The sequence below is a fragment of the Plantactinospora sp. B6F1 genome (genome assembly GCF_040120695.1).
Lineage (GTDB): Bacteria > Actinomycetota > Actinomycetes > Mycobacteriales > Micromonosporaceae > Plantactinospora.
Genome location: NZ_JBEEAC010000017.1, coordinates 19,597 through 37,802 on the forward strand (window position 1 = coordinate 19,597; position 18,206 = coordinate 37,802).

Sequence of the window (18,206 nt, forward strand, 5' to 3'; positions counted from 1 at the left end):
ATCCTAGAAAGTGATCAACGGATCACCGACGAAGTCGGCGATGAAGTTGACGAAGAAGAAGCCGAAGAAGAGCACGTTAAGCACCAGTAGCACGTAGTGCCAGGGGCGCGGGCGGGCGGGCCGGGGCAGCCGGCTGTTCAGGTAGATCAGCAGGAACGGGTAGAGCAACGCGCCCAGGTTCGACATGTTGGCCGACCACTGCACCAGGTTGACCGGCACCGCCAGGTGCAGCACCACCGATATGATCACCAACAGCAGCAGCATGAACGGGTAGTAGAACCTCCGCGGGTCACCCTCCAGCAGCCGGCGCAACCGGGGACTGGTCGCGTGCGCGGCGTCGGTGCTGACCCGTACCATTCCCTCGAAGATCCCGAGCTGGGTGCTGAACAGCACCAGTACGCCGACCAGCAGCATGCCGTAGAACATCATCGGCCCGTAGTCGGGTTCCAGGGCGGTGGCCACGAAGGTCGGTACGTTCGCCGCGGTCGGCGTCTCGCCGGAGAGCTGCACCGCCCGTGCCATCAGAATGGTGGGCAGCAGCATGCCGAGCATCGCGCCGACGAAGAAGACGCCCCACATGTCGACGAGCAGCAGCCGGTACCAGCGCCGCCACCGGGCCGCGTTCGTCGGGTCGTCCGGGAAGGTGACCCCGGTGGCCAGCAGTTCCCGCCGGTCACCGCGGAGCCCGGAGATGTAGCCGGTGCGGAAGCCCATCCCGTAGCCCTTGTCCCGGTAGTGACCCATGACGTACCAGTTGAGGCCGGAGACGAGCGCGGTGAACCCGGCCAGCCCGCCGAGCTGGGTGGCGGTGATCCCTTCCGGCGGCGCGGCCGGGGTGACGAAGCCTCGGATCCCCTCCCACCAGATGTCCCACGGGACCACGAAGAGCGCCACCAGCAGCAGGGCGAGCAGGATGCCGCTGACCATCACCCAGTTGGCGAGTTCGAGGGCCCGGCTGATCCGCTTCGCCCCGGCGGCGATCAGGAAGACCAGCACCAGCAGGGCGATCGCCCAGAGCCGTGGCTCCTCCGCCCCGGACGGCGGGGCCTCGCCGTGCACCAGCGCGTACATCCCCTGGCCGGCCGAGGCCGCCCAGCCGCCGGCAATGAACGCGAAGATCACCAGAAACACCGACGCCGGTACCCAGAGCAGGTAGCCGGGCGGCACCCTGCCCCAGCCGACCACCGGGGCCTCGCCGGTGGCCATCACGTACCGGGAGCACTCGATGTTGTAGAAGGTCTGCAGCACCGCCGAGACCAGGATGACCCAGCCGACCCCGACGAAGCCGAACTGGCCGACCGCCTGCGGACCGAGCAGCCACTCACCGCTGCCGATCGAGATGCCCAGCGCGATCAGGCTGGGGCCGAGAGCGTACTTGACCAGCTCGCGGGGGCCGAGCCGGCGGACCTTGAAGACCTCCTCGGGCTCGGGAAGATCGGCCACGGCGAGCGGGGGACGGCTGACGCCGAGTGGATAGGAGTGGAGATCCGGGACCTGGGTTGCCTCCGCCATGAGACGCCTCCTTGGAGATCCCCCCGGACATCAATCGTCATCCATCGGAAACCCATACGCAATGAACCTTTTTCAACCTCCCCTTGCGGTCCGTCGGAGCGCAAGGTCGGACGCGGTGCGTGAGCGCCGCGCGGTTCAGGTGGAAAAAGGTTCAATAATCGATCCTCGCCAGCGCGCTCCCGGACCTCCGGGCTTCCTCGTCGGCCGTCGCGGCATACACACCCGGTTCTGCGACGCGGTTGCACCCGATCGGGGTGCAACCGGCGCCGTGTCGAGAACCGACTCCAACCGTTGACCAGACCGGAGCACGGTGAAGGGTCAGGATCCGATCACGCTCCGGGGGCCCGAGGCCCGCCGGCCAGGCCGGCGGGTGGGGTGCCGACTGCCGCGGACGCCAGAGCAGCCAGGTGGTACGCCATGCCGTTGCAGCGTCACGACACGTCCCCGGTACCGCGCCCGGCCGGGCTCGTCCCGCCGGACGCCGACCTGTCCGGGGTCACCGAACTCCGGCTGCACGGGGTGGGCGGCACCACGCCGGAGGACCTGCTCGCCGACGACGCCCCGCAGTGCGTGTCCGGCGACCGGATCGCCGGCTTCTACCGCACCGCCGACCTGCCCGGCCGGCACGTCGAGGCGTACTCCTGGGGTGGGATGACCTCGCGCAGCGGCGCCCGGGTGCTCTGGCTGCTGCTCTTCCCGTTCGCGCTGGCGAACGTGGCCGGCTGGATGTGCAGCCCGGCCACCCACCAGCGACCGGCGCTGTTCCGGCTGCACCGGGCGGCGGTCCGCTGGGCGGCCCTCGGGCTCACCCTCAACCTCCTGCTCATCGCCGCGATGACCGGGATGGAGCTGCTCGGCTACCAGTGCGGCGGGCAGTCCGGCTGCGCCGACGACGCCTGGCCGGTACGGCTACTGCACGCCCCGCTGCTCGCCGGTTACCCGGCCCGGCGGATCCTGGCCGGCGCCCTGGTGCCGCTGGCCATGGTGGTCCTGCTGGCGGTCCTCGCGTTACGCACCGTCAAACGCTACGAGGCGGCCGGCTCCGGTGCGCCCGGCGCCGATCGGGGGCAGGAGTCCCGCGGCGCGGCGCGGTGCCGGTCCGGGCTGGCCGACCCGGATTTCTGGACCGGCCGGCGCAGCGCGCTCGAACAGGGCTATCTGCACATCGCCGCCGGGCTAGCCTTCGTCGCGCTGGTGCTCGAACACACCGTGCGGGAGGCGGCGCGGCTGGCCGGGGCATCGGTACACGCCCCGGTGCCGGCCCGGGTGGCGCTCGCCCTCGCCGTGGCGGTCCTGGTCGGGGCGCTGGTCCTCGTGGCCGCCGAACGCTGCCCGCCGGTCGTCCCGGCCGTACTGCTCGGCGCGGCGGTTATCTCGGTCTGCTGCGCCGGCTGGTTCGCCGCCGTGCAGCCGGCGTACCCGCAGCCGTTCGGCTACCTGCCCGGCATGCGCGCGGTGGCGGGACTGACCCTCGGCGGGGTGCTCGGCACCCTGCTGGTGGTGCTCGCCGCCGTGCTGCCGGGCGGCTGGCGGCGAGGCACCTTCGTGATCTTCGGACCGTTCGTCGCGCTCACCCTCGGCGTCTTCGCGCTCAACGTGGTCCTGATCAGCCTGATGAGCCGGGTCGCCGCGATCACCGCCGAGGTCTCCACCCGGGTGCATCTGCCGGCCGGTCCGCCCGAGCGGGTCGAGTTGTACCTCTATCCGTTCCTCGGCCGGCTGGTCCACTACCTGACCCTCTTCCCGCTGGCGCTGATCCTGCTCTTCGCCGGCTACGAGCTGGTCGGCTACTGGCGGGCCGGACCGGACCGGACGGCCCGGGCCCGCCGGTTCGCCCGGATACTCCGCGACGTCGACAAGCTGCTCACCGCCATCGCGGCGATCGGCGTGGTCCTGCTGATCGTCCTCCAGGTCCGGTACTGGGTCTTCGGCAAGCTGCCCTGGGGCACACAGTGGACGTTCACCATCGGCAGCTACCTCGCGGCCGCCATCCCGGCCATGATCATCCTGGTACTCCGCAGGGGCTGGCGTGACCTGCACAGCCGGCGCCGGATCGGAGTGATCTGGGACGTGCTCACCTTCTGGCCGCGCGCCTACCACCCGCTGGCGCCGCCGTCCTACGCCGAACGGGCGGTACCGGAGCTGCAGCAGCGGCTGTGGCGGATCCACGACAGCGGCGGGCAGGTGGTGCTGGCCGCACACAGCCAGGGCACCGTGCTGGCCGCCGCCGCGCTGCTGCAACGGGAGAACCGGCCGGACGACGGTGTGGTCGCCCTGGTCACCTTCGGCTCGCCTCTGACCACACTGTACGGATGGGCGTTTCCGGCCTACTTCGACGCAGACGTGCTGGCCGGGCTCACCCCGACCGGCGGCGCCGCCGGGGTGGCGCTGCACGCCTGGCGGAACTTCTCCTACCGGACCGACTACATCGGCGGCCGGATCTTTCCCGCCGGACGGCCGCCGACCGAGATCGACGTGGAGCTTCCGGACCCGGTCGGCAACGGGCACATCCACGGGCAGCCGGCCCCGGCGGCGGCCCGACACTCGGGGTACTGGGTCGACCCCGCCGTCTGGCGGACCGTGGACGATCTCGCCGAGGCCGTCGGTGCGGTACGCCGGGTGCCCCGGCAGGACCGGGCCGCGCTGCACGAGGAGGCGTGACGCGGCCCGACTACCCGGGTCAGCAAGTCCTACAGATCGAATGCTTTGCGGGCGACCTGCTGCCAGCCCGGGAAGTCCACGCCGGCCCGGTCATCCGTGACCACCAGTCGTCCCCGGCGGCCGGCTCCCTCCTCGACCGGCAACACCCCGTTGCGCCCGTACCAATCCCTTTTGCTGGCCCACTTCGTGGCGTAGCGGGGGTCGGAGAGCATGCCAAGGTGCTCCCAGAGCACGGTGTAGCCGAACTCGGTAGTGATGGTGAAGTCCGGCCTTACGACTCTGCCGTCCTCACCGACGAACGGCAGCTCGTAGTCGTATGCCAGGCCCAGGTCATCCAGGAGGTTCGCGATCAGTAGCTCGCTCTTGCTCCGTACCAGCTCACCCCGTCGAGTGCGGTGCACCAGAGCACCGTCGACGACGGTGTCCCCCACCCTGGTGGGATCCGACGGGGTGAAGAGGTTGGTCAGCCGGCGGGCGGTGTCGGAGTTGACGGCCGAGCCGAGCTTCGCGACCTCGTCTAGGCTTGCCTCGTGCAGCAGCACCACCTTCTCCCGCTGCCGGGTCAGGGCGGTGTAGAGCAGTTCACGATTCGGCCCGGCACCGCCGGCCGGTAGCACGACGATGGTCAGCCCGAACTCGCTGCCCTGAGCCTTGTGAATCGTGATCGCCCAGGCGAGCTCGAGCATCGGGGCTCTCTCGTCGTCGGACCAGTCGTAGTAGTCGTACTTGGCCCCGGCGCGTCCAGTGAATGCGATCTCGGTCTTGCTCGGCCTCCAGGTGACCGAGCCGCCGCGACTCTGCCCGACCACCACGCCGAGTTCACCGTTGGCGACGAACCGCTCGGCCTGCTTGGGGTAGACCCGCCTCTCCGCGAACTGGTGGTTCCGCAGATTGATCACCTTGTCGCCGACGACGATGCGTTCCGGCCCGATCGGCTTGGCGTGGTATCGCCGGGGGCCGGTGGCCTGTTCCAGCGCCCGTTCGCAGAAGGCGTCCTTGAGTGCCCGGTTCAGTTCGACGGTGCCCCAGGCACGGCTGCGGACGGGAGAGAGGACCTGCCAGGCATCGATCCTGGCTACTGCCGTCTGGGCCGGAAAGTAGAGGTTGCCCTTGGCCGAGACCATTCCGCCATAGCTACGGCCGAACGCCCTTGCCAACTCCTCGTCGGACGCCTCGCGGAGTTCCGCGACCTCCTCGCGAAGGACCCGCAGCAGCGTCTCGAACAGTTCGGTACGGCGGTATGGCACCGCACGCAGCGTCTCCATCCGCTCGCCGGTCCGCAGCCGCTCCCAGACCAGATCCGCGGCAGGAGACAACTCACCGTCGGCGAACCAGCTTGCCAACACCAGATCGTCGCGCTCATGCCCGGTCTGTCTGCGCGGGATGGTCAACTCGGCGTACCCGGGAGCGGTTCGCGGGGTACGGGTCGCTATGTCGTCCGGTGCGAGTCGCCGCACGAGGTCGACGAAGGGCCGCCCGGCACCGATCGGCGGAAGCTGTCGGGGGTCGCCGACCAGGATCAGCCGACCGACGCCGGTGACCGCGTCCAGCAACGCGGCCAGTTGCTCCTCGGTCAGCATCGACGCCTCGTCGACCACCACCGTCCGATAGTTCTTCGCTCGGCTCTGGACCTCGCCGGTCACTTGGTACCGCTCGGTCGACGGATCGTACCGGCCGGTCGAGACGAGGAACTGGGCAAGGGTGACCGCCTCCGCCTCAACCCGCTGGGCGAGCTGCACCCGGGCCTTGCCCGTCGGCGCGACCAGTAGAACACCGCCCGCATCAACCGACGGTGTGTGCCGCAACACCCGCAGCAGGGTGGTCTTGCCGGTGCCCGCAGAGCCGACCAGCACGCTGATCCGGGAGGAGAACAGGGTTTCCAGCGCGGCGACCTTCTCGCGTCGCGCCAGTTCCTCGGCCCTGCGCTCGTCATCGGCCAGGGCGGGGGCCGGCGGCCCCAGCGCGTCGTCGAGCAACCGCGCGAAGTCGGGTATCTCGCTCGCTGGGGTTGGGCGCAGCCGCCGTTCGACCTCGTCCCGGATCAGGCGTCCCACCCTGGACAGCTCGCCCAGTTGGAGCGCCGACGCCCCGTCGGTCAGGGTCACTCCCCGCACGGCCCCGTCGGCAGGCAGGGTGGCTGCGGAGAGCCGGTGCGCGTCCAGGAGCTCGGCGGTGACGGGGCAGGGTTCACTCAGGCTACGGTCTCGGATCTTCGTCACCACCTCGGCCTGCGGCAGCAGGGTGTGTCCGATGGCTGCCACCCGGCCGAGTTCGTCGATGATCAGAGCACGGACGCGCCGAGCGTCAAGTCGATCCGCCATCGCGCTCGGGATTGGCAGCGGATGCTGGCCGGCCACGGCCGCGTCTGGGAAGCAGCCCCGGTCGATCAGGGCGAACGGTGTGCCGTCCCGGTGGAGCCGGTCCGCCTCGAACAACAGGTACGGGTTGGCGATCATCCCTTCGTCGGTCAACGCCGGATCGCGCTGCTCCGTCAGATAGAAGCGCTCCGCCTGCTGACGGGTCAGCGCGAACCGGCTGAGCAGTTCCAACAGTTCCCGCCGCTGCCGGGGTAGTTCCCGCCACAGGCTCCGGATGCTCGGGGTGAGGTGCTCCCGGGCGGTGAGGCTGAACCCGTCCGGGTCCGCCATCGCTCTGTCGACGGTCGACCATGGGTCGACATCGGCGCCGGAGGCCACCGTCACCATGTGGGCGAAGGTCACCGCGCGGGGCACGCCGATCGCCGCCAGGGTGCTGGCCAGACCGGGGCACGGGCCGCGCAGCTTCCAGAGTCTGTTGAGTTGGGTCTCCAACCACTCGAAGCCGAGCGGTCCAGCGCTGTCCCCGAGGATCCTCCGGGCAGCCCGTCCCGCCGCGCCCAACGAGAGCAGAGCGTCGACGGCGAGGTCGTGGCTTACGTGCTCGGTGACGTACGAGAAGGCCTCCCAGCCGCCATCCGGGGCGAATGCCAGCGCATCGTCGATTTCTACCCCACTGCTGTCCCGTGCGGCGAGCAGTGCCTGGTACGGCAGCAGGAAGCCCTCCTGCTGACCGGGCCGGAGCGAGTGCTCGATGGTGGTCTCCCACATCTGCGACGGGAACCGCTCCCCGCCGTCGCTCAAATAGGCTCCGGTCGGCGTCACTCTGTTCACCATCGCAGCCCCGACGAGCAGACGACGTGCGTCGTCGCTGAGCGGGCTGTGCTTGGCATAGAAGAAGACGAGGCTCCGCTCCGGCCGTACCGTCTCGAAGAACGCGTCGAGGATCGCCCGCTGGTTGTCGCCGTGCATCATCCAGTTGGTGTCCTTCCAGCCGGTGATGGCGTCGACCTGCGTCTCCAACTCCGGCCGGAGGTCGATGCGGCGCTCCTCGTCAATATTTTGAGCTCCCTTTCGGGACATCCACCTGAACGGCACCGCCTGGGCGGAGTACGCCGGCATGGGCTGCGGGGTCGGAAGGAAGCTCCGGTAGGCGGCTGACTTCTCTACGAACGGGTGGGTCCGCTGGTGTTGGATCGGCCGTGGTGACATGAACGTCGCCCGCTCGCCCACGCACGGTGGTGCGTCCGAGAACGACAGGTCGCTGATACGGGTACCGGCGATCTCCTGCTCGTGTGCGTCCCGCCGGCGATGCCCGATGTTCGCCAGCAGCACGCAGGTGCCGTTGCCTTGCGGATCGTGGCAAACGGTCCCGTTCCATCCGGCGTCGTGCCACGGCACCCGAATGGAGATGTGCTCGATCGGCCGTACCGGCTCTTCCATGCTCGCACTCCTCCTTGACACCGCTCTTTTCCGGCGGCGTATGTCGTCAATTCGTCAGAACCGCCCGCGGGTCTTTGTCACCGATGTCCGGCGCTCGGCCGCAGCAGTTCGATCTGTCGTCCGAGTTCGGCAACCCGCTCGTGGTCGTCGCCGAACTCACGTCGTTCGTCGTCCCGCAGTTCGCCGAGTTGCCGCAGCGCCAGGCTGGTTCGCCCGGTCAGGGCGTTGCATGCCGCCGCCTGACGCCGGCAGTCGAAGGCGGCCTCGGGGGGTAGCCCGGGTCGCCGGGCCAGGTCGGCGGCGAGTTGCTGGTACGCCGGTGCCGCACGGCGGTAGTCCCCGCCGTTGTACAGCACCTCGGCGAGCCGCATCCGCAGACTGAGCACGTCGTCGTCGAGGGGCCCGAATATCCGACTGGCCGGCTCGGCGACACCGATGAGCAGGTCTGCGGCCTGTCGGTGCCGGGACTGCTCGACGAGCCGTTTCGCCTCACTCCTCGCCCGGTCGAGCTGCGCCCGGGTGAGATCCCTGGACTCGGTCTGCGCGGAGGCAGGTTCGGACGCCGATGACGACAGGTTGGTGGTCGGCGACGGTGCGGGCTCGTTCGAGTGTGCCGATCCAGGCTCCGCACCGTTGCCGCCGTCGACCAGGACGCGGCTCAGAATGTGGGCGTACGCGCGGAGCGGGCTCGACCGTGCCGACCGGTCAACCGCTCCGGGCAGCGGTCCGAGCCGGGTGACGAACGGAAGGAGTCGCCGGTAGACGAGGTCTGCGCTGGCGGGACGATCCTCCGGCCTCTTCTGCAGCAGGTCGTTGAGGATCCGCTCCAGCTCGGCGGGCACGTCGGGACGGATCGACCGAATCGGTGGCGGCGCCGTGTGCACCTGTTGGCGCATCATGACGTAAGGGCTGGGACCGGCGACGAGGGGCTCCCCCGCCAGCATCTCGTGCAGAGTGCAACCCACGGCGTAGAGATCCGTGCGCGCGTCGGTCCGGGCGAGGAGGATCTGCTCGGGCGCCATGTACGGCAGCGTGCCGAGGCTCTCCCCGGTGCGGGTGATTCGAGAGAAGTCCGATCCTTCGACCGCGACGGCGAGGCCGAAGTCGAGCACCTTGACCGCACCGGTTGGTTCGAGCATCAGGTTGTTCGGCTTGAGGTCACGGTGGATGAGCGAGGCCCGGTGCGCCACGGTGAGGACCGCACAGGTCTGCGCGGCGATCGCGGCGACCCAGCCGATCGGCAGCGTCCCCTGTTCGGCGATCAGTTCGGCGACGGTGATCCCGCGGATCCGCTGCATGACCAGGTACGACCGTCCCTCGTGGACGCCGACGTCATACACGGCGGGTACGCCGGGATGTTCGAGCCGGGCTGTGATCTTGGCTTCCCGCTCGAATCGCCGGACCAGATCGGCGCTCTGCTCCTCGCTCCGGTAGCGGATGAACTTGACAGCGACCTCACGGCCGAGCCGGATGTCGCGTCCACCCCATACCTCACCCATGCCACCCTTACCGATCGGGAACTGGTCGAGTTCGTAGCGCTCGTTGATCAGCGTCCGTTCAGACATGGCCCCTCCAGCACGCCGTGTCCAGGCATCGCGGCTATTCGGTACGGGATGGCGGTGGCTGCAAGCTCCCGTCGGCCAAACCAGTGAAGCCTAGACGGATCAGCAACTCTCCGAGAGCCGCCGCTTCTCGGAAGGTGTCCGCGAAAGCGGTCAACTGTCGGAAAGCCTCGCCGTGTTCGCGCTGTTCCGCCAGTGGAAGTCGAGGGATGGGCGTACGACGTGCGTCCGTCCGGGTCAGCAGGGCAGAGGTCCGGCTTCCTCCCGAGCTCTGGGCGGCCCGGAGGAACCCGGCGAGAAAGTAGGGGTCGAGCTGGTTCGGATCGACCCGGAGCAGGATCAACTGCGGTCCGAGGATCGCACCGGGTTCCGTGGCGACCCGAGCCATCGGCGTGGTCGAGGTGACCGGGACGAGTACGTCTCCCGGCTCGATCTCGACCAGGCCCGGCCCACTTCCGGTACGCCCGGACGGAGGACGGCCGGTGACCAGGTCCTTGAGGGTGAGCACCGGCAGTTGCCCCGCATCCGTGACCATCTTCAGCGGCGCCTGGTACAGCGCGATCATCCCGGCCCGGACCAGCTCGCCGACGCTGGTGGTCGGGCGCCTGTCCGAGCCGTCCCGAAGGGTCAGCCCGGGAAGCCGCTCCGGCAGTGCCATCAACGCTCCGAGCAGCTCCGTCGCCGCTGCGGGAAAGGCTTGGGTCCGGCCATCGCCGACCCCGGCACCCCGAAGGTGACGCCCCGGGCTGAGGTCCACCTCGTCATCGAGCAGGTCGACGATCCGAACGCTCCTGCTCGACTGCCCGTCGGTCCCGGCCTCGGCATCCGGATCGGCGCGGAAGGCCCGCCAGGCCCGAACCACCGCGGACAGGTCCTCCCCTGCCTCGGCCAGGAGTACCTGCGATGGGGGGTTGGCCCCCTTCTCCGGGCGGCACAGCACCCACAGGTCCGGCGGGACGGTGCTCGCGGCACCACCTCCGGGAAGGCTGAACACCGCCCGGAGGGCACCGGCCCGCAGCAGATTCCCTCGGATCCGTCGGCCCGCCCGCCGGTTGGCCACACTCGCCGGCATGATCAGCACCACCCGACCCCCGGGTTCGACGAGCGAGAGGCAGTGCTGCACCCAGGCCAGTTCCGGCTCGCCGCGGGGTGGCAGGCCGTACTCCCAGCGAGGATCGCTGACGAGTTCCTCGTATCCCCAGGACCGCTCGTTGAACGGCGGATCGCAGAGCACGACGTCGGCCCGCTGGTCGGCAAGCGCGTCCGCACGCAGCGAGTCACCGGCGACAACCCGTACGGCGGTGTCGTGCAGCAGCATCCGGGTGACGGCCAGCCGGGCGGAGATCGGATCGAGTTCCTGCCCGCCGACCCGGGTGGCGCCGGCGGCATGCGCCGCGATCAGCAAGGTGCCGATGCCGCAGGCCGGGTCCAGCACCGTTCTCCCGCGCACCTCGGCCAGTTCCACCATGAGCTCGGCGAGTTGGGCCGGAGTGACCGCGGCGTACCGCCTGGCATGCGCCTGGAGGTAGCGGTCACAGAGAAAGTCGAAAAGCTCTCGGTCTCCCTGCGCGTCGGCAGCCTCGGCGACCAGCCGGACGACTCCGACCCACCCGTCGTCGAGCCGGTCGACGAGCCCGCCGGGGATCTCGGGCACGGCCTCGACCATCAGCTCGGTCAACCGTCCGGCAACAACCTCGTCCGGCTCCACGGCCAGGCTCTTCCACCGTCCGGGCTCGCGGCGCAGGAAGACCAGGAACGCCCCGAGATGGCCTACGAACGTGCCGAGCGCCAGGTCGTCGACCGCACCACGGACCTGTTGCCAGACCCGGTCGCCCGGCAACAGGTTGAACGGCTTTCCATGCCGGGTCAGCCAGGACTCGACCTCGGCAAGTGAATACAACGGGCTGGCGGAACTGCCGCCGACCGGCTCGGGGAAGTCGGGAAACCGGCGGCGCCAGTTGCTGACCGCCGCCCGGCCGACGTTGGCGAGACGGGCGATGTCGTGGGCGGCCACTGTCGCTCCGGACTCGCCGTCCATCGTCGTCCCAGGCATGGTGCGCTCCCTACCGTCCGACCCGAAGGCGGGCCAGTACGCCTCTGGCCTTCAGCTCGTCCACATGTTCGGCGGCGCGACGTGCCGCGCTGCCGCCCCGGACGAGCAATCCGGCCTCAATGTTCTTCCCGGCCCCCGACTGGGTGAGGTTCGCGCTGGAAACCAGCAGCAACCGCCGGTCGGCAACCGCGATCTTGGCGTGCATCTTCGCGCCTCGCTCGGCTCGCTGATCCACCGGCCAGTGCCAGAGATGTATTCCGGCGACGGTGGCGAAGGCCGCCGCCGGCTCGGCCCCGCCCAACGCGGAGCCCGCACCGGCCAGCGTCTCGACCACCACGGTGACCCGGACACTCCGGTCGATCGCCGCGGTCAGCACGGCCAACAATGGTGGGAAAGACTTCGCCGAGTACGTCATCAGCAGCAGTTCGTGCCGGGCCGCGCCGACGAGCTCGACCAGCACCTGGGCGGTGGACCGGACCGGCACGGGGTGGCTGCTCGGGCCACTCCACACGGACTCGATCCGCATCGCCGCCGAGCGCTGGCCATATCCGGCGGCCAACCCGCGCAGATAGGCGGCGGCCTCGACGTCCGGTACGCCGTCGGCGCGCTGCGCGGCCAGCACCGCCCCGGCCGACTCGGCGAAGCCCGGCACCGGCACCGCATGCCGGACCGCCTCCTCCGGCCAGCCGCCGCCGAGCCGCTCGGCGAGCGCCCGCAGGTGTTCGGCGCCGAGTCGCTCGGCGGCCGCCTCGGCCGCCGCCTCGAAGGCCGGATTCCCGCTCATGGCAGTTCGGGGAAGAGGGCCAGCTCCGGGTCGTCGATCGGCACCACGAACCGCCGGTCGAGGAACCGGTTGCCCCGTTCGCAGGTGGTCTCGGAGACGAAGAGGCAGACGTGGCAGGCGGCCCCGTGCAGGAAGTCGGCCGGCTCGTGTGGCAACCGTTCGGCGCAGAGCGGGTCGGAGGAGCAGTGCAGAGCGTCGCCGAGCGCCCGCCGGGTGATCCGGACCAACGGTTCCTCCTCGGCCAGCGACACCAGCCCGCCGAGGGTGCCCTCGGCGTCCGGTACGGCGGTGTAGATGAGGATCCCGGCCCACGGCTCAGGGCCGTCCTTGGCGTAGATCCGCTCGGCCAGGCTCGCCGAACTGTAGCCGCACTCCAGAGCGATGGTTCGGATCAGCAGGTGGGAGAGGGTGTGCAGGGCGATGAACCGCTCGCCTGGCCAGTTGCGCATCGGGTCGAACGGGCCGGCGATCCGTCCTGAGTAGCGGTTCTTCCGGAACCGGCCGTACGCCTCCCGGTGCTCGGCCATCGCAAGGCTGTTCTCGACCCGGCTGGTCCAGTCGACCAGGAGTTCCTCCGGCAGACGCAGGAAGATCCCTTCACCGCGTACCTCGCTCGCCGGCACCCAGGTGGCCGCGGCACGGGCCAGCGGCGCTCGCCTGACCAGGTCCGGGTCGTCCGGGTCGGGGGCGTCGAGCCGGGTGAACCCGATCAGCGCCCGCACCTCGCGGAGCCGTTCGGCCTGGATCACGTCGGCGTAGCCGCCCTTGAGCCGCCCCGGCACGCCCGCCGGGTCACGGCGCAGGGTCAGGTCGTCGGTGGGTGCCGGAAGTCGCCTGGCGGAGAGGACCTCCCACTCACGCTGGCGCAGGTCCTCGTCCTCGTCGTCGTCCTTCGGTCCGGCCCGGTGCCGTTCGATGGCGGCCCAGATCTCCTCGTCGGACCACTTCTCGAACTCCCGCATGATCGGGACCACCTTGCGGGCGAACGAGATGACGCTCTCCTCGAACTGTTCGAGCGCGTCCCAGTGCTGCTCCACCTTGGCCGCCAGTTCGCTGTCTCCACTGCGTGGCACGGCGAGCGCCCGGAGGGTCTGCGCGAACCACTGGTTGGAGGCACCGACCACCAGGACCTTCAGCTCCGCCTTGCAGGGTTCGGTGTCGAACACCCCGAGGTGGGCGTGCCGACCCCGGCAGCGCGGCAGCTTGTCGGCGGCCCGGGGCCCGAACACCTCGCGCAGGTTGCGCCGGGCGTCACCGCAGCTCAGGCACCTGATCAGCACGTTGGCACCGAGGTTGCCGCCCCGGTCGTCCATCCGCAGCCGGGGGTGGCTGGCCTTGGCGCAGCCGCCGCCGTGGTGCACGAACCGCGGGTACGGGAAGTCGTCCAGGTGCCCGGAGGTGCAGGCCAGCACGAACCGGGCGGCGACGGCGAGCGGTCGGCGTCCGCTCTTCTTGCGCGGGCAGGCGGCGTGGAAGAACCGGGCCTCGTGCGGTTTGCGCGGCTTGGCGTTCTCGAAGCCGAAGACCTTGGAGTCAACCGGCGCCAGCTCGTGGCAGGCAGTGCAGCGCAGCCAGGCCGGGAAGGGGGTCACCGGGACGCCGATCCGGGACGCCGGCCCGGTCGGCTCCTGGTCGGTGCCGGCCAGCCACGGTGCCGGGCGCAGTTGCTCGACGGACTTTCCGATCGTCTTGCGGACCTTCGTCAGCAGCCGGGGTTCCCTGATCTCCTCCCAGTCCGGGATGCCGGTGTAGTTCCAGTCGTCGAGGCCACGGACCAGCACCGAGAGGTTGGGCAGGTCGACGAGGGCGCCGACCCCGGTGGTGAACATCAGGTGGCTGGGGCGTACCGCGCCGACCCGTCGGAAATGCTTGGCCGGCATCAGACGTCCTTTCCGGTCGCGGTGGTCGGCTCGGCCGGCTCGTCGCCGTCCGGCTGCTCCTCGTCGCCGCCACCCTCGTCGGCCTGGCTGAACGCCCAGTCCGGGCTGTTGTAGAGGGGATGGAAAAGCTCGTCACTGGCCGGCACCAGCAGGTTGATCTCGTTTTCGGTCTCCCGCATGGACTGCCCGACGGTCAGGTCGCCCCACGGCTGCCCGTCGGCCCGTTCCAGCAGGCCGACGAGCCGCTGCTGCCGGAACATCCCCTCGTCGTAGCCGAGCCGGGTCGAGCCGGTCTTCGCCTGGTTCCACTTGTCCTTGAGGGTGTTGAGCCGCTCCCGCAGGTAGTCCCGACCGCGTTCGCCGCCGATCGCCTCGGCCCGGATCAGCATCCGGTCGGTGATCCGGCGTACCTCGGGGCCGTCCAGGTGCACGTCGTGCGCGTCGGTGTTGCGGGAGAAGCCCTCCGCCGCGTTCCGCACGGCCGCGACGACTGTCGCGGCGGTGCCCCGGTCCAGCGCCCGCCGGGTGTACGGGGTGACCGACAGCGCCTCCACCTGCCGGTAGAAGGTGGCGTGGTAGTACTCGAAGTCCTCGAAGTGGGCCAGGTCCCGGGGGCGGGTCCAGTTGTAGAGGGTGACCACCAGGCCGGGGCGGCGGGCGTCCCGACCGACCCGGGAGGACGCCTGGATGTATTCCGCGGTGTTCTTCGGCTGGCCGGTCACCACCATCAGGCCGAACCGGGAGACGTCGACCCCGACCTGGAGCATTGAGGTGGCAAGCACGGCGTCGACGGGCAGCCGGCCGGAGTCGGCACGTTTGAAGAACCGCGCGGCGAGCGGGTGGTAGGAAACCTTCGGGTTGCTCGGGGTCTTGACCCGGTGCGCCTCCCGGACGTGGTCTTGGATCGCCCGGCGCCGGGGTGTGGTGTCGAGGTCCTGGTCGAACGGGATCTCCAGCCGTTTGAGCACGTCGCTGATGTCAGCGGAGGAGATCCGCGAGGTCAGTTCCTGGATGGTGAGCATTCCGGTCGGGTGGGTGATCCGGTCGGAGAGTTCAGGTCGCCGGCCGGTGCCGCGTACCCGGTTGGTGACCTGGTCGTCGAGGTAGCGACGCATGCCGGCGAGTTCCCGGGTGGCGTTGAAGTAGTTGACGACGGTCAGGTACGGGTCGGCCGGGTCGCCGTACCGGTCGTAGAGGGTCTGGCCGGCGATCAGCAGGATTTCGGCGAGCCGGATCTCGGCGGACTTCAGTCGGACGCCGTGGGCGCAGATGCCGAGGTAGCGCCGGCCGGGGTGGTCGACTGTCACCGGCATCTGGGTGCTGAAGAAGGTGTCGGTGATGTCGACCACCGGGGGCGGGAAGACCGCCAGTTCCCGGCCGAAGACGCCGCGCACCTGTTCGCGGGCCCGCTTGGTGGTCGCGGTCGAGGCGACGATCTTCGGTCCGGTCTCGCCACCGTCCGGGAGTGGCCAGGTGCAGAGTTCGGCGACGGCCGCCTCGAAGAGCCCGACGGTGGTGCCGAGCGCACCGGAGATCAGGTGCAGCTCGTCCTGGATGATCAGGTCTGGCGGGCGGAGCCGGATCACGGGATGGCTGCGTACCGCCGGCAGGGTGTCCTTCTTGTTGTGCGCCCCGCCGCAGGCGATCTTGGCGTCGAGATCGTCGTGCCGGTAACCGTGCCGGGGGCAGCGCTGCCGGACCCGGCCGAAGAGCATGCCGGCGTAGCCCTTCCAGGGCAACTGGGCGAGCTTGTCGACGGTGGCGATCACCAGGCTGGGGGCGTACCGGTAGATCTCCTCGTCGACGGTGAGGATCGGCAGGCCCTCGGGTGATCTCGTCTTCGCGAACGGGCAGGCGTCGGCGCCCTCGCCGCGCGAGCAGTAGAGGTAGACGCGCCGTTCGGACTCCTTCGGATCCAGGTTCTCGTGGCCGGTCAACTTCGTTCCGCACCACGGGCAGCTCAGCGTCTGGAGCACGTTGGTGCGCTTGCTGTCGCCGGTCTCCCGGGCCTCGGCGATCTGCTCCTCCGCCTCGGTGTACCAGTTCGGCGAGACTCCGCCGCCGACCCAGAGCCCGATCCGGAACGACTCACTCCCCCAGGTCGCCTCGTTGTCGCGGCGCAGCACCTCGGTGGCGCAGACGAGTGCGGCGGCCCGCTGGAACTGCTGCGCGGTGAGCAGCCGCAGCGTGTAGCGCATCAGCACCGCCACCCCGGCGGCACCGCTGCGGGACTCCTCGCCTTCGCCGACGACACCCTGAAGGCGACGGATCGCGAAGGTGAAGGCGGTGAGCCCGAGGTACGCCTCGGTCTTGCCGCCACCGGTCGGGAAGAAGAGCAGGTCGACGGTGGCGCTGGCGTCCGCGGCCCGCTCCGGGTGCGCCGGGTCGGTCAGCGAGGGAAGGTTGAGCAGCACGAAGGCGAGCTGGAACGGTCGCCAGGAGGCCGCCGCCGCGCCGCGTGCGTCAATCTTCGCCTTCGCGTCGGCGTACTCCAGGCCGTGTTCCTCGCGGAGTCGGGCGAGCTCGGTGTGCCGGCGCTGCAACGCCATCGCATCGTTGGCGAACCGGAACGCGGCGAGCGCGTCGGCGTGCCCCGGCAGCTTCGGGTCGGTGAGAAGGTTGATGCCGACCCGGATCCGCTCCGCCGCCTGCCGGGCGACAAAGACGGCGTTCTCGGCCGACGGGCGCAGCGGCTCCGGCAGCTCCGGGATCTTCGCCGCCTGGCGGTCGAGCCATTCGGCGTACCCGTCGGCGAGCGGCGCCAGACCGGCGCGGAGCCGGTCGATGTCGACGGTGGCCAGGTTGTCCATGGAAAGCTCGACCTGGGCGAGCGGGCTGTCCTGGTCGATGTCGGCGACGGTTGCCGGCACGTTGTAGCAGGGCAGCCAGGTGGTGGTCAGCCGGTGCGCGCACCGCTGGCCGTCGCTGACCTCCGGGTGCACGGCGACATTGCGACCGGCGGCGTACCGGCGCTGCGTCCGGTAGAGCAGCCGCAGGTGTGCCTCCTCCGGGTCGTCGACGAGCCGGCGTACGTCGTCCAGCGGGTCGTCGATCGGCAGGAAGACGGCGGCGGCGCCGTCGAGCGCGGTGACGGTGAGGCCGGGCTGGAACAGCCAGGCGGTGTCGGTGTGCGTCGCCGGCTCGGCCTGGGTGTTGACCAGGACCAACTGCACGACGCGGCGGCCGTCCCGGGGGCGGACGTCGACCGCCAGGCAGACGCCCGGGGCGTTCGGGTCCGCGGCCGTCAGCGGAATCCGGTACGACGGGTCACCGTCGAGCCGGACCTCCTTGCGGTACGAGACCGGCTCGCGGGCCCAGACCCGGTGCTTCTTCCCGTCGGCGTCGGTGGACTCGACGTTGCGGTACTGCCCCCAGCCGATGGTGACGGCCAGCACGTCGACCTCGGTCGGCACCGCGAAGGAGAGCCCCATCGAGGAGGCCCACATCTTGCCGAGCGCCTGCGGGGTGAACACCTCCGGCAACTCGGCCTCGACACCGTCGCCCTGGACCGTCTCGTCCACATCGGTCGCCTGGTCGGTGGGCCCCTGGGCGGTCCTTGGGCGCTGCTTGGGGCCGATCATCCCGATCAGGTAGCGCTCGCGCGGCCCCATCGTGCCGGGCGGCAACTCCTCCAGCTCGCCGCCCCAGGGGCCGAGCAGGTCGCGGCGGATCAACTCCTGCAACTCGTCGCGTACCTGGTGCGAGGTGGCCGCCTCGAAGACCTGCGGCTGGTCGAGCGGGTGCAGCGGGTCCGGGGTGGGGGTGTCGGTGGTGGTGGCGGGCAGGTCGAGCGCCTGCTGCTCGCCGCGGGGGTCGGAGAAGAGGCTGTCCTGGTCACGTCTCATCCCGTCACGCACCCAAGGCTGCGGGTATGTGTCGGTGAAGCTCAAGCATCAGCAGGTCCTCCCTGTGTCACACGGCGGTCTGGTCTACCGTTGACCCATGAACGAAGTTGTCTCGATCGACTACGGGCCGATCCGGCGTCGTTTTCCGTGG

The 18,206-nt window shown here is 70.2% G+C and carries 8 protein-coding genes; 1 reads left to right on the top strand and 7 read right to left on the bottom strand.

The features are described from left to right. Positions 1 to 3 precede the first annotated feature (3 nt). Positions 4 to 1,512, bottom strand: coding sequence for an Nramp family divalent metal transporter (locus ABNF97_RS21265; RefSeq protein ID WP_130464644.1), 1,509 nt, complete (start codon positions 1,510 to 1,512; stop codon positions 4 to 6). Positions 1,513 to 1,929: 417 nt separating this feature from the next. On the opposite strand from ABNF97_RS21265, the gene ABNF97_RS21270 reads away from it, so the two are divergent. Beyond that, positions 1,930 to 4,173 (top strand): hypothetical protein, encoded by a 2,244-nt coding sequence (locus ABNF97_RS21270; RefSeq protein WP_349339529.1) that lies wholly within the window; start codon positions 1,930 to 1,932, stop codon positions 4,171 to 4,173. Between the two features lie 29 nt (positions 4,174 to 4,202). Here the strand turns inward: ABNF97_RS21270 and ABNF97_RS21275 are convergent, their stop codons facing one another. From ABNF97_RS21275 to drmA, 6 genes are all read right to left on the bottom strand, one after another. Further along, the gene (locus ABNF97_RS21275; protein WP_349339530.1) at positions 4,203 to 7,931 is read right to left on the bottom strand and encodes an AAA family ATPase; all 3,729 of its coding nucleotides are present in this window, start codon (positions 7,929 to 7,931) and stop codon (positions 4,203 to 4,205) included. A 77-nt stretch (positions 7,932 to 8,008) separates the two neighbouring features. Continuing rightward, a complete protein-coding gene (locus ABNF97_RS21280; RefSeq protein ID WP_349339531.1) occupies positions 8,009 to 9,496 on the bottom strand; it encodes a serine/threonine-protein kinase in 1,488 nt (495 codons plus the stop codon). A 34-nt stretch (positions 9,497 to 9,530) separates the two neighbouring features. Continuing rightward, positions 9,531 to 11,546, bottom strand: a complete 2,016-nt coding sequence (locus tag ABNF97_RS21285; protein WP_349339532.1) for an N-6 DNA methylase — start codon at positions 11,544 to 11,546, stop codon at positions 9,531 to 9,533. Between the two features lie 10 nt (positions 11,547 to 11,556). Continuing rightward, entirely contained in the window at positions 11,557 to 12,330 is a 774-nt protein-coding gene (gene drmC / locus ABNF97_RS21290; protein WP_349339533.1) for a DISARM system phospholipase D-like protein DrmC, read from the bottom strand. Next, complete coding sequence (gene drmB, locus ABNF97_RS21295; RefSeq protein WP_349339534.1) at positions 12,327 to 14,210, bottom strand: DrmB family protein; 1,884 nt, start codon at positions 14,208 to 14,210, stop codon at positions 12,327 to 12,329. The genes drmC and drmB overlap by 4 nt, the downstream gene beginning before the upstream one ends. Next, a complete protein-coding gene (gene drmA / locus ABNF97_RS21300; protein ID WP_349339535.1) occupies positions 14,210 to 18,055 on the bottom strand; it encodes a DISARM system helicase DrmA in 3,846 nt (1,281 codons plus the stop codon). The genes drmB and drmA overlap by 1 nt, the downstream gene beginning before the upstream one ends. Positions 18,056 to 18,206: the final 151 nt, after the last annotated feature.

Excerpts from the sequence above, each read along its gene's own strand:
- drmB (WP_349339534.1), bottom strand. The coding sequence starts at position 14,210 with ATGCCGGCCAAGCATTTCCGACGGGTCGGCGCGGTACGCCCCAGCCAC.
- ABNF97_RS21280 (WP_349339531.1), bottom strand. The coding sequence starts at position 9,496 with ATGTCTGAACGGACGCTGATCAACGAGCGCTACGAACTCGACCAGTTC.
- ABNF97_RS21285 (WP_349339532.1), bottom strand. The coding sequence starts at position 11,546 with ATGCCTGGGACGACGATGGACGGCGAGTCCGGAGCGACAGTGGCCGCC.
- ABNF97_RS21270 (WP_349339529.1), top strand. The coding sequence starts at position 1,930 with ATGCCGTTGCAGCGTCACGACACGTCCCCGGTACCGCGCCCGGCCGGG.
- ABNF97_RS21275 (WP_349339530.1), bottom strand. The coding sequence starts at position 7,931 with ATGGAAGAGCCGGTACGGCCGATCGAGCACATCTCCATTCGGGTGCCG.
- drmA (WP_349339535.1), bottom strand. The coding sequence starts at position 18,055 with ATGAGACGTGACCAGGACAGCCTCTTCTCCGACCCCCGCGGCGAGCAG.
- ABNF97_RS21265 (WP_130464644.1), bottom strand. The coding sequence starts at position 1,512 with ATGGCGGAGGCAACCCAGGTCCCGGATCTCCACTCCTATCCACTCGGC.
- drmC (WP_349339533.1), bottom strand. The coding sequence starts at position 12,330 with ATGAGCGGGAATCCGGCCTTCGAGGCGGCGGCCGAGGCGGCCGCCGAG.